The organism is Halobacillus sp. BBL2006 (genome assembly GCF_000786645.1).
In the GTDB taxonomy this organism is placed as follows: Bacteria; Bacillota; Bacilli; order Bacillales; family Halobacillaceae; genus Halobacillus.
Window position 1 is genome coordinate 1 of sequence record NZ_JRNX01000132.1, and the last position, 11,460, is coordinate 11,460.

Here is an 11,460-nt window from a genome sequence, read left to right on the forward strand (position 1 = left end):
CCCGCCTGTCGTCCCGCCGTATCTGAAAATAATTCCTAAACCTATACCTATAAAGACTCCTGCAAATAGGGAAGCGAGGGTTAGATCTGAGGCTAGGTCGATTTCTACCATATACTTTTGTGATAGACGGATAAAAACGGAAACAGCTACTATTCCAATTAGTGAATATAAGAAAGTATTTCGGCCAAGTATTTTCCATCCAACGATTAAAACTGGTATATTAAGTACAATATTCATAAGTGCTGGGTCCCAGTTAAATAAATACAAAAGTAATAAAGTTATTCCTGTAAAGCCGCCTTCTCCCAGCTCGTTTTGGATGTTAAAGTGGACAAGACCAAACGAAAAGATTGCGGCTCCAATCAAAATAAAAAATATATTCTTTATTCGCAGTCCAAAGACTTTCATACACTCACCTCCGTAATTTTTGACACGTCTCATATTATAGAGAACTTAACATGAACCGGCAATGAAATGTATTTCAAACTAAAAAATTTGTCAAATCGCCCCCTTTTGGCTACCATTTAGAGAGATACTTATGAAAGATTTAAGAGGTGACACAAATGAACTATTCCACTAAAGAAATTCAGAAACGCGTTGATGATTACATATCTCAATTTAAAGAAGGATACTTTTCACCGTTAAGTCTTCAGGCGAGATTAACTGAAGAAGTCGGTGAGATGGCTAGGGAAATAAACCACCGCTATGGAGAGAAACCTAAAAAAGACAGTGAAAAAGAAAAGGCACTTGAAGAAGAATTGGGAGATGTTCTCTTCGTGCTGACTTGTTTTGCAAATTCATTGGAGATCGATTTGTCAGAGGCTTTTGAGCATTCTATGAGTAAGATTGAAACAAGAGATAAAGACCGTTGGACTAGAAAAGAAAGGGAGAAATGAGGATGGCTGAAATTAAAGTAATTGTAGCTGGACCACGCGGGAAGATGGGTAGAGAAGCGCTTCGTATGATAAAAGATGACACGTCTTTTGAACTTGTTGGCTGTATAGATCGTACGAATGATGGACGAAGAGTGGCAGAAATCGAAGGTTTGCCTCAATTCGATGCAAAGATTTATACAAGTGCTGAAACGGCACTTAGTGAACTTGAAGCGGATGTATTGATAGATTTAACTACACCGGAGCATGGCTATAAACACACGAAGCTTGCTTTGGAACATAATGTTAGACCCGTTGTAGGAACGACCGGATTTACTGATGAGCAGATGCAGGAAATTACGGATTTAGCTGAGGAAAAGGAAGTTGGAGTCGTCATTGCCCCTAACTTTGCAGTCGGGGCCGTACTTATGATGCAGTTTTCGAAATGGGCTGCAAAACATTTTTCTGATGTGGAAATCATCGAGAAACATCACGATCAGAAATTAGATGCCCCTTCTGGAACTGCAGTTAAGACAGCCCAACTGATCAAGGAAGTCAGGGATTCTCATAAGCAAGGGCACTCCGATGAGAAGGAAACACTGGAGGGAGCTAGAGGTGCCGATGTTGATGGGATGAGAATCCACAGTATGCGGCTTCCGGGCCTCGTTGCCCATCAGGAAGTGGTTTTCGGCGGATTAGGACAGACGCTTACCATCAAGCATGACTCTCACAATAGGGAATCATTTATGAGTGGGGTAAAGCTGGCAGCAGAAAAGGTAATGGAACTAGATCGACTTGTCTATGGATTGGAGCATCTGCTCGACTAATATAGGGAGGCAAGGGATATGAATATCGCATTAATTGCGCACGATGAAAGAAAAAAGGATATTATTCAATTCGCTACAGCTTATTGTGAAATATTAGAAAAGCACCTGCTCTTTGCAACAGGGACAACTGGACAAAAAATTTCAGAAGCTACCGGCTTACCTATTCATCGCTTTCAATCAGGGCCCTTGGGAGGGGACCAGCAAATTGGTGCCAAAATTGCTGAAGATGAAATGGACATGGTGATCTTTTTCAGAGATCCATTAACCGCACAGCCACATGAACCAGATATCAGCGCTCTATTGCGTTTATGTGATGTACATCAGATTCCTCTTGCAACTAATTTGGCAGGGGCTGAAATCCTGATTCGTGCACTGGATCGTGGTGACTTTGAATGGCGTAATGTGATTAAAGACAAGAAGAAAAAACAGGAGTGAAAGATTTATGGCTAAAATAGGAATAACTTGCTATCCTACGGTAGGTGGATCAGGGGTCATTGCTACGGAACTGGGTAAACTTTTGGCGGAACATGGCCATGAGATTCATTTCGTCGCTTCTCAAGTTCCGTTTCGATTGAATCGTGTATATCCAAACATTTATTACCACGAAGTTGAAGTAAACAACTATCCAGTTTTTCAACATCCACCGTACGATTTAGCTTTATCTGCAAAAATGGCTGAAGTAATTAACCGAGAAGAATTAGATATCCTCCACGTGCACTACGCCATGCCTCATGCCATTTGCGCTATTTTAGCCAAGCAGATGTGTAAGCGTGATGTTAAAATTATTACGACTTTGCATGGGACCGATATTACGGTACTGGGTATCGATTCAAGCTTGAAACAGATGATCAAATTTGGCATTGAGCAGTCCGATCAAGTGACGGCTGTTTCAAATAGTCTCGTAGATCAGACACAGGATATGTTGAATACAGACAAAGACATTGAAGTTATTTACAATTTTGTTGACGAGAGGGAATACTACCGGAAGTCAACGCAAGAGTTAAAAAAACATTATTGTATCGATGATCACGAAAAAGTATTGATTCATATATCGAATTTCCGGAAAGTGAAGAGAGTTCCCGATGTTATACGGGCATTTTTCAAAATTGCATCAGAAGTGCCTTCGAAACTACTCCTTGTAGGTGATGGTCCAGAGTATTCAGATTGTTATCAGTTAGTTCAGGAACTAGGGATCGAAGACCGGGTATTATTTTTAGGAAAACAAGAAAATGTCAGTGATTTACTGTCAATCTCTGATCTTAAACTGTTATTATCTGAGAAGGAAAGTTTCGGACTGGTATTGCTTGAAGCAATGGCCTGTGGAGTCCCGTGTATAGGTACAAACGTGGGAGGTATACCAGAGGTGATTGATCATGGCGAAACTGGTTTTATCGTTGAGCTGGGGAATATCGATCAAATTGCCGCTTTTGCATTACGGATGTTAACAGATGATGAATTAATGGCTGCATTTTCGAAACACGCTAGAAATGTTGTGAGTGAAAAATTTGCATCTTCTACAATTTTGAAGCAATATGAAGAACTCTATGAACGGGTGATGAGTGATGGATCCGACGTTTAAATCTGTATTTAAACCTGCTTTTGCCATCATAGAAAAAATTGAGCGTCACGGCGGAGAAGCTTTCATCGTTGGTGGTTCGGTCAGGGACTTCCTATCTGGACGAATAGTAGGCGATATTGATATTGCAACATCTGAAACTCCACAGCGAATACAGAAGATTTTTAAGAAAGTGATCCCAGTAGGCATTGAACATGGGACTGTTATCGTGAGATATGAAGGGAATTCGTACGAAGTAACCACTTATCGAACTGAAAAAGGTTATGAAGATTTTAGGCATCCAGATGAAGTGACATTTGTTCATAACATCAAAGAAGATTTAGCTAGAAGAGATTTTACGATGAATGCTATTGCCATGGATCGTCGTGGGCAAATCGTGGATCCGTACAATGGACGTCAAGCGATTGAACAAAGAGAAATAAATGCCGTTGGCAATCCTTCTGAGCGGTTCCTGGAAGACCCCTTGAGGATGATGCGTGCTGTCCGTTTTGCCAGTCAGTTGAACTTTACTATTGAAAACAATACAAAAAGAGCGATTTCTCAACAGTCTCATTTACTTGCCCATATTTCCATTGAAAGGATAGCAGAGGAAACGATCAAGCTGTATAAGGGCGAAGGGTTTAAACTGGGGCTGGAACTGGTGACTGATTTACACTTAAAACCTCACTTGCCACATTTAAATCAATTGGACTTGTTAGATCAGAGACCAAAGGTTAGTTTACAAACCTGGCCGGAAGTCATTGCTTATTACTCGTTTAGGCGTTCGAATTCAAGCGTTAAAGAGTGGGTTGAGAAATGGAAGCTTTCCAACCGTTGCAGACGCGAAGCAGAAAGTTTAATGGAAGGATTAGAAGAATATGAACGTAAGCGTAGCATTTCTCCATGGCTTGTGTACAAACTTCCTGAGAATTTGTTTCCTTCGTTTGATCGTTTGCTTCGTGCTGGAACCGGATATGATCAAGGTTTTCTAACAAAAATGAGAGAAGTACTTTTTCAGCTTCCTATTCGATCGAGCAATGATCTTGCTTTCCAGGCTAAGGATCTTATCAATCTATATCCCGATCAGCCAAAAGGTCCATGGATATCCCAAGCAGTTGAACAGATGGAATATTCTATCGTAGAATCACATTTGCACAATGAATATGAAAAGATAAAGGAGTGGGTCATACGATGGAATCCACCCGTAAACAATTAATCGAATTATTAGAGAAGGAAGAAGGACATATTTCAGGGCAACAATTGTCCCAATCTCTTAATATTTCGAGAACTGCCGTTTGGAAACATATGAATGAATTGAAAAAGGATGGATATGAGATTGAAGCCGTTCAAAGGAAAGGGTATAAAATCGTGTCTTCTCCTGATAAAATCAGTACAAACACGCTGCAATGGGGGCTAGACACTGAATGGATCGGCCAGCATATTTACCATTATGACCAAGTCGAATCCACACAGGAAATCGTTCATCAGATGGCAAAACAAGGAAAACCTCATGGCACTGTAGTCATTGCTGATGAGCAAGTAAAAGGTAAAGGTAGGATGGCCAGGAACTGGAATTCACCAAAAGGAAAAGGAATTTGGATGAGTATTTTACTGCGCCCGAACCTTCCACCCTTCCAAGCCCCTCAATTAACGTTACTTGCAGCGACAGTGCTAGCTAAAATGATGGATGCTCATAAGAATATTTGTCCACAAATCAAGTGGCCGAACGACTTACTCGTGAACCATAAGAAAGTTTCAGGGATATTGACTGAAATGCAGGCTGAGCAGGATCAAATCCAATATGTAGTACTCGGGCTGGGAATCAACGTTAATCAGGATCTTAATGATATTCCACAGGACCTCCATCATAAGGCTTCCTCATTGAAGATTGAATCAGATGAGGAATGGGATATTCACGAGACTGTCCAGAACATCCTGCGCTTGTTTGAAACTACATATGATCATTATATTGAAGAAGGTTTCGAAGAAGTTAAACACCAATGGGAGCATTACGGATATAGGATTGGTGAAGAAGTCACAATCTCAACAATGAAACGCACTTGGAAAGCTACCCTGATTGGCATAGAACCAGATGGAGCACTAAGGGCGAGAGACTCCGAAGGTGATGAGGAAAAATTATATTCGGCTGAGATTCATTGGGGTGAAGGAGGCTACCATGCTTAATAAACACAGTTTATTGAAAATGAAAGAGGAAAATAAAAAAATTGCTATGATTACTGCTTATGACTATCCTTCAGCTAAATTAGCTGAAGAAGCAGAAGCAGATATGATTCTCGTAGGGGATAGTCTCGGTATGACAGTATTGGGATACGATTCTACAATACCGGTAACTGTCAAAGATATGATTCATCACGGCAAGGCCGTAACAAGAGGAGCGCAAGCGACCTTTAAAGTCGTGGACATGCCTTTTATGTCGTATCACATTTCCATCGAGGACTCTTTAAAAAATGCGATGCAGTTGTTCCAGGAAACTGGTGCGCAAGCCTTGAAACTTGAAGGCAGTGGAGAGGTTCTGACGATTATGGAGCGGTTGATTCAGGCTGGAATCCCCGTAGTGGGCCATATTGGTCTAACACCTCAATCAGTCAATGTTCTCGGTGGTTATAAGGTTCAAGGGAAAGATCGAGAGACGGCGCAACAATTGCTGGATGAAGCTAAACAAATAGAAGCTGCAGGAGCCATGGCGATCGTGCTAGAGTGTGTTCCGAGACAATTAGCTGAACTGATTACATCACACCTAAGTATTCCTACGATAGGAATCGGTGCAGGAGTAGAGTGTGATGGGCAAGTACTGGTCTACCATGATATCTTAAAGTATGGAGTAGAAAGGCTGCCGAAGTTTGTTAAACCGTATTTTGACAGTAATCAGGCCTTAGGAGAAGCCGTGCAGAGTTATGTTCGTGAAGTGAAAGATAGAACCTTCCCTGAAGAAAAGCATACTTTTTCGATGCCCCCAGAGAGTCTGCCAAAATCTTAAGGAGTATTGATATGGAAGTTTACAATGATATTCAAAGTGTACAAAGAAAAGTCAACTCTCTTATTCGTGAAGGAAAATCCATCGGTTTCGTGCCGACGATGGGTTATTTGCATGAAGGTCATGAAAATTTATTAAAAGCAGCTAGAAAGGAAAATGATTTTGTCATTCTGAGCATTTTCGTCAACCCACTTCAGTTTGGGGATGGTGAAGATCTTGATCATTATCCACGTGATGAAGAACATGACCGAAAGACAGCTGAAAAAAATGGTGTCGATCTAATATTTTTACCAACCAACGACATCATGTATCCAAACCCTCTATCTATCGAAATGACAGTAACGAGAAGAGCAGATGTTTTATGTGGAAGAAGTCGTCCCGGCCACTTCGAAGGTGTCGTCACAGTTCTTGCAAAGCTATTCAATATTTGTCGGCCGAATCGTGCTTACTTCGGCATGAAGGATGCGCAGCAAGTAGCTGTTGTTGACGCATTGATTCAAGACTATAATTTCCCTGTGGAACTAATTCCTGTTCCCACTGTGAGAGAATCTGACGGACTTGCTAAAAGCAGTCGTAACGTAAACTTGACGGAGAAAGAGAGACATCAAGCTCCTGCCATCCAAAAAGGTCTGCAAATCGGTAGAAAAATGGTGGAAGAAGGCGTTCAAGACCCTGAGCAGGTCAAAGAGGCGACAAGACAGTTTCTTGAAAGCGAAACTCGTGGTAAAATAGACTATATTGAATTATTATCTTATCCCGATTTGAAGCCTGTTGATCATATTAATCAGCAGGTCATTCTTGCGACTGCTGTCTTTTTTGAGCGTGCAAGGTTAATTGATAACGTCGTTTTCAATCAAAAAAGCAGAGCGAGTAAAGGATAAGGGTTCAAGGAGGATTAATTATGTTTCGCACCATGATGAAATCAAAGATTCATCGAGCCCGCGTAACGGAAGCCAATTTAAATTACGTAGGGAGCGTTACGATCGACCAAAATTTGATGGACCAGGTGGGGATCCTTCCTCATGAGAAGGTTCAGATTGTAAATAATAATAACGGCGCAAGACTTGAAACTTACGTGATCGCAGGAGAGCGTGGGAGTGGGGTGGTTTGTTTGAACGGAGCCGCTGCCAGACTTGTCCAGCCAGACGATATTGTTATCATCGTATCTTATGCTATGTTGAGTGAAGATGAACTTGCTGAATTTAAACCAAAAATTGCTCTGATGGGTGAGAATAATCAGGTTGACCAAATTGTTGAAGAAGAACCGCCGTTGACTGCTTTACCTATGTAATTCGAAGAGGATATAGCGGTATGAGTAAGGATCTTTGCCCGATTATCCAGGCAAGGTCCTTCCTTTTTGTAAAAGCGTCTTCGCTTTTCTTTAAATAAAAGAGGTGATTTTATGAATACATTTGCGATTGTTGATCTTGAAACAACTGGAAATGCTGCTTCTAAAGGCGATCGAATTATCGAAATTGGCATTGTACTGATGGATGAAAAGAGGAATATCATTCGTGAATTTTCTTCTTTGATCTACCCTGAAAGGGAGATACCACCATTCATCTCATCCTTAACAGGTATTCAAGAGGATGATCTTTTAGATGCTCCTTTATTTTCAGAAGTCGCAGATGAAATCTATTCAATCCTCAAAAGCACGTATTTTGTTGCTCATAATATTGAGTTTGATTTAGGGTTCTTAAATGAAGAATTCAAGCGCTGTGGCTACAAGCCCTTACATAATCCTGTGCTGGATACGGTGGAATTAGCTAGAATCATGCTTCCAATGGCACCAAGTTTTAAGTTAGGACAATTATCCGATTGGTTAGAAATGGGACATGACCAGCCGCATCGAGCTCTTTCGGATGCAAAAGTGACCGGGGATCTCCTGGCGTACTTGTTAGAGCGGTTGCAAAACCTTCCAGAGAAAACTCTCGTCCATTTTTTGAAAATCGAATCGAAATTAAAAAGTGAACTAAGGCCATTGATTCTAAATGTCATTGATGAAAAACGTTACGGCAAGGCGAGTGAAATCGAATATGACCTGCTTTATGGGATACCAATTAAAAAAGTTGACCGTTCTCATAGAGGAGGAAAGAGTAAACTTTTACCGTTTAATGATTGGATTGAAAAGGCTTATGAACAACCTGAAGGATTAAAAAAACTTCTTCCATCTTATGAGACACGAAAAGGACAAAAAGAAATGTCTCAATCAGTACATCGTGCATTTAGTTCCAGCACCCATGCGTTGATTGAAGCGGGAGCTGGTACAGGAAAATCAATTGCCTATTTGTTAGCGGCCGTTCATCATTCTATGAGTAATAACGCTAGAGTGCTTATTTCGACACATACCACTAGTTTGCAAAAGCAATTGTTGGAAAAGGAGATTCCTTTGTTAGCGAAGATGACGGATAGGGAGATCAAAGCTGTACTTTATAAAGGAAGAAGTCATTATATTAGCCTAGTCCACTTCAGTTATGAATTGGAACAATCTCATCATGACAATTACGATATTGCCCTAACGAAAGCCATGCTGCTGGTTTGGTTATTAGAGACGTCAACGGGGGACATCGATGAAATTCAACTCCCGTCGAATGGCAAGCAATTTTGGTACAAGGTTTCGTCAGAACAATCTACAAAAAAAGTGGAGTTGGATATCGGAAAGGATTCATTCTTTCATTGGGCTCAGCAAAGAGCAGATCAAGCTGATGTTATAATTACCAATCATGCCCTACTATGTATGGACATTATTAGTTCTGAACAGCGCCTGCCCTTTTATGACTATGTAATTATTGATGAAGCTCACCATTTAGATGCAGTGGCAAGCCGTTACTTTGGCGTGCGTCTGAACTATAAAGAACTCCAAAGACAGTTGACCCAGTTTTCTGAGATTTTCAAAAAGCGGGTTTACAAACATTTGAAGATAACAGAGTCGATTTATAGTGAATTGGACAAGTGCCAATTTATTGTTGATGAAGCAAAAGAAGAACTGAACCACTTTTCTAGGTTTATTTTTCAGAGAGTCAAGCAGCAGAAAAAAAGAGAAAAAGCTAAGAGTGATGTTGGAAGAATTCAATATTTATTAAACGAAGATAAAGATTATGGTTTCTATAGTATTGCTAATGAAATGTGCCAACGGTTCTTAGCTGCTTTGAGAAAGTTAATTGCAGGCATGGAAAAAATTCGTGATTATCTATATGCTTCAGAACAGCTAAATGAAAATCAATCGATCGCAATACTCAGATCAAGATTAGACACTCAAATTCATTATTGTAATGAGGTGCGAGAGCAGTTAATAGGCTATTTTGACTTTAATAATACGAATGAAGTGAAGTGGATCGAGATAGAGGGAGAAGGAGCAACGAATGCCGTTTACTTATTTAAAGAACCTTTGAATGTTGCTGAGCTCCTGAACGAAAGACTTTTTTCAGAAAAAGAGAGTGTCGTTCTAACAAGTGCTACAATGACGACGAGCGGATCTTTTAACTATATGCGTAAAACTCTGGGATTAGCAGATTTTAAGAATATAGATGAAGTTAGTTATCCATCACCTTACGAGTACGAAAAGCAAGTCAAGTTGATGGTACCGAACGATTTTCCGAATGTTAAGTCTCAACCTGAGGAATTCATAGAAGCTATCAGTGAGGCGATATACTCCACAGCTGTAGTGACAAAAGGAAGAATGCTCGTCCTGTTTACATCTTATGAGATGCTGAAGAAGACGTACACACTACTAAAGGAGTTCGTTGACCCTGAAGAATTTATGGTTTTTGCACAGGGAGTGTCGAGTGGCAGCCGGGATCGGTTAAAGAAGAATTTTCAGGCATTTGAGCAGTCAATATTGCTTGGTACGAGTTCATTCTGGGAAGGAGTAGACATACCTGGAGATGACTTATCCTGTTTAATGATCGTCAGGCTTCCTTTTCAGCCGCCTCATCAGCCTGTTCAATCTATGAAAGACAGAAAGCTTAGAGATGGAGGTTACAACCCTTTCATGGAGAGATCTCTACCTCATGCGATCATTCGCTTCAAGCAGGGCTTTGGCCGCCTAATCCGTTCTAGTACAGATCGCGGTGTCGTGTTCGTGTGTGACCAGCGTTTAATGGAGGCGAAATATGGGAAGTATTTTCTTTCCTCGATTCCTGATGTACCTGTCACATTCAGTCCAACTCGAGAATTAATCGATGAAATTGACAAGTGGTTGTAGATTACTGGTCAACTTATCTCATCTTACCTGTTATAATGTAGAGCGAGTCAAATAGACGAATAGCTATCACGGACGACTTTTGGAGGTTTTAAATTGGATAATAGAGTAGAAACGTTATCAACTGTACGTATTAAAAAATCTGATGACTTATACAAAGTAGTGGATTCGTTGAATCGCACGCTGAAGGAACAAAATCTAATGTTTGGGTTGGCTTTAGATGATGAGGACGATCAAACCGCAGTCTTCACGATTTACCGTACCTAGTTGGGTGAAGTGGGCAACTTTGGTTCTTGCTGTACTCTTAATTCTTGCAGGTGCATTTGTTAGTTGGATGTACTTCGAAATTAATCAGGATCGTACAGCTGGACAAGAAGAAGCTTCTCAACTGGCGTTGGACCGAACGGATTTGGCTGACGTTGATCGAATTTCTGTTTATCGAGGTGCAAAAGCGATACATATCGTTGAAGGAAAGACTAGTCAAGGAGATTCAGGACTTATCTTTGTAGACCTCAAGAATAAACAAATCTTAGACGAGGTTTTTAATGAAAAAATTATCTTGAAAACTGAACTGAGGGAAAAGTGGGCCCAAGAATGTGAAGGATGTAATTTTAAATATATTCAATACGCATATGAAGAGAATCAACCCGTGTATGAAATCACTTATATTGATGAAAAAAACCGTTATGTATTGGATTATTTTAAATTATCAGGAGAAAGTTTTGATCAGAGATTTGCCTTTAGGCAGAATTAATTGAAGGAGTGAATAACTATGCAACTAGCTACTCGCGTAAAATCACTAACCCCATCAAGTACATTGGCTATCACAGCCAAAGCCAAAGCATTAAAAGCCGAAGGTCACGATGTAATCGGCTTAGGCGCTGGAGAACCGGATTTTAATACTCCATCCTATATTTTAGAAGCTGCGAAACGTGCGATGGATGAAGGGAAAACAAAGTATACTCCTGCTGGTGGAGTCCCAGAATTAAAAAACGCTATTACGGCAAAACTGA

The 11,460-nt window shown here is 40.5% G+C and carries 14 protein-coding genes; 13 read left to right on the forward strand and 1 reads right to left on the reverse strand.

Annotation, left to right across the window (positions count from 1 at the left end; all coding sequences use genetic code 11):
• Nucleotides 1-405: YitT family protein (locus LD39_RS04785; RefSeq protein WP_035543498.1), on the reverse strand; the 405-nt coding region annotated here is incomplete at its 3' end.
• 155 nt (nt 406-560) lie between these two features.
• On the opposite strand from LD39_RS04785, the gene LD39_RS04790 reads away from it, so the two are divergent.
• From LD39_RS04790 to LD39_RS04845, 13 genes are all read left to right on the forward strand, one after another.
• The gene (locus tag LD39_RS04790) at nt 561-893 is read left to right on the forward strand and encodes a nucleotide pyrophosphohydrolase (protein WP_035543474.1); all 333 of its coding nucleotides are present in this window, start codon (nt 561-563) and stop codon (nt 891-893) included.
• A gap of 2 nt (nt 894-895) precedes the next feature.
• Nucleotides 896-1,696 carry a 4-hydroxy-tetrahydrodipicolinate reductase gene (gene dapB, locus LD39_RS04795; protein ID WP_035543477.1) on the forward strand — a complete coding sequence of 267 codons (801 nt, stop codon included), beginning with the start codon at nt 896-898 and terminating at the stop codon, nt 1,694-1,696.
• Nucleotides 1,697-1,714: 18 nt separating this feature from the next.
• On the forward strand, nt 1,715-2,131 hold the full coding sequence (locus tag LD39_RS04800; protein WP_035543480.1) for a methylglyoxal synthase: 417 nt from the start codon (nt 1,715-1,717) through the stop codon (nt 2,129-2,131).
• A gap of 7 nt (nt 2,132-2,138) precedes the next feature.
• Entirely contained in the window at nt 2,139-3,275 is a 1,137-nt protein-coding gene (gene bshA / locus LD39_RS04805) for an N-acetyl-alpha-D-glucosaminyl L-malate synthase BshA (protein ID WP_035543482.1), read from the forward strand.
• Nucleotides 3,259-4,467, forward strand: coding sequence for a CCA tRNA nucleotidyltransferase (locus LD39_RS04810; protein ID WP_035543485.1), 1,209 nt, complete (start codon nt 3,259-3,261; stop codon nt 4,465-4,467). Before bshA ends, LD39_RS04810 begins: the two co-directional genes overlap by 17 nt.
• Nucleotides 4,443-5,435, forward strand: a complete 993-nt coding sequence (locus LD39_RS04815) for a biotin--[acetyl-CoA-carboxylase] ligase (RefSeq protein ID WP_035543487.1) — start codon at nt 4,443-4,445, stop codon at nt 5,433-5,435. Before LD39_RS04810 ends, LD39_RS04815 begins: the two co-directional genes overlap by 25 nt.
• Nucleotides 5,428-6,249: a 3-methyl-2-oxobutanoate hydroxymethyltransferase gene (gene panB / locus LD39_RS04820; protein ID WP_035543488.1), complete on the forward strand. Its 822-nt coding sequence runs from the start codon at nt 5,428-5,430 to the stop codon at nt 6,247-6,249. The genes LD39_RS04815 and panB overlap by 8 nt, the downstream gene beginning before the upstream one ends.
• An 11-nt stretch (nt 6,250-6,260) precedes the next feature.
• The gene (gene panC, locus LD39_RS04825; RefSeq protein ID WP_035543489.1) at nt 6,261-7,127 is read left to right on the forward strand and encodes a pantoate--beta-alanine ligase; all 867 of its coding nucleotides are present in this window, start codon (nt 6,261-6,263) and stop codon (nt 7,125-7,127) included.
• 20 nt (nt 7,128-7,147) lie between these two features.
• The gene (gene panD, locus LD39_RS04830) at nt 7,148-7,537 is read left to right on the forward strand and encodes an aspartate 1-decarboxylase (protein ID WP_035543491.1); all 390 of its coding nucleotides are present in this window, start codon (nt 7,148-7,150) and stop codon (nt 7,535-7,537) included.
• Nucleotides 7,538-7,648: 111 nt separating this feature from the next.
• Complete coding sequence (gene dinG / locus LD39_RS04835) at nt 7,649-10,450, forward strand: ATP-dependent DNA helicase DinG (RefSeq protein WP_035543492.1); 2,802 nt, start codon at nt 7,649-7,651, stop codon at nt 10,448-10,450.
• A 93-nt stretch (nt 10,451-10,543) separates the two neighbouring features.
• Complete coding sequence (locus tag LD39_RS21985) at nt 10,544-10,714, forward strand: YpmA family protein (protein ID WP_081988304.1); 171 nt, start codon at nt 10,544-10,546, stop codon at nt 10,712-10,714.
• Nucleotides 10,668-11,201: a DUF5590 domain-containing protein gene (locus LD39_RS04840; RefSeq protein ID WP_035543495.1), complete on the forward strand. Its 534-nt coding sequence runs from the start codon at nt 10,668-10,670 to the stop codon at nt 11,199-11,201. Before LD39_RS21985 ends, LD39_RS04840 begins: the two co-directional genes overlap by 47 nt.
• Nucleotides 11,202-11,219: 18 nt before the next feature.
• Nucleotides 11,220-11,460, forward strand: a 241-nt coding sequence (locus tag LD39_RS04845; protein ID WP_035543496.1) for an aminotransferase class I/II-fold pyridoxal phosphate-dependent enzyme, incomplete at its 3' end; no start/stop codon positions are given.

What these genes read in the sequence shown, in the direction of transcription:
- panB (WP_035543488.1), top strand. Translation starts at nt 5,428, where the DNA reads ATGCTTAATAAACACAGTTTATTGAAAATGAAAGAGGAAAATAAAAAA.
- LD39_RS04840 (WP_035543495.1), top strand. Translation starts at nt 10,668, where the DNA reads ATGATGAGGACGATCAAACCGCAGTCTTCACGATTTACCGTACCTAGT.
- LD39_RS04815 (WP_035543487.1), top strand. Translation starts at nt 4,443, where the DNA reads ATGGAATCCACCCGTAAACAATTAATCGAATTATTAGAGAAGGAAGAA.
- bshA (WP_035543482.1), top strand. Translation starts at nt 2,139, where the DNA reads ATGGCTAAAATAGGAATAACTTGCTATCCTACGGTAGGTGGATCAGGG.
- panD (WP_035543491.1), top strand. Translation starts at nt 7,148, where the DNA reads ATGTTTCGCACCATGATGAAATCAAAGATTCATCGAGCCCGCGTAACG.
- LD39_RS04790 (WP_035543474.1), top strand. Translation starts at nt 561, where the DNA reads ATGAACTATTCCACTAAAGAAATTCAGAAACGCGTTGATGATTACATA.
- LD39_RS04810 (WP_035543485.1), top strand. Translation starts at nt 3,259, where the DNA reads ATGGATCCGACGTTTAAATCTGTATTTAAACCTGCTTTTGCCATCATA.
- panC (WP_035543489.1), top strand. Translation starts at nt 6,261, where the DNA reads ATGGAAGTTTACAATGATATTCAAAGTGTACAAAGAAAAGTCAACTCT.
- dapB (WP_035543477.1), top strand. Translation starts at nt 896, where the DNA reads ATGGCTGAAATTAAAGTAATTGTAGCTGGACCACGCGGGAAGATGGGT.
- dinG (WP_035543492.1), top strand. Translation starts at nt 7,649, where the DNA reads ATGAATACATTTGCGATTGTTGATCTTGAAACAACTGGAAATGCTGCT.
- LD39_RS04800 (WP_035543480.1), top strand. Translation starts at nt 1,715, where the DNA reads ATGAATATCGCATTAATTGCGCACGATGAAAGAAAAAAGGATATTATT.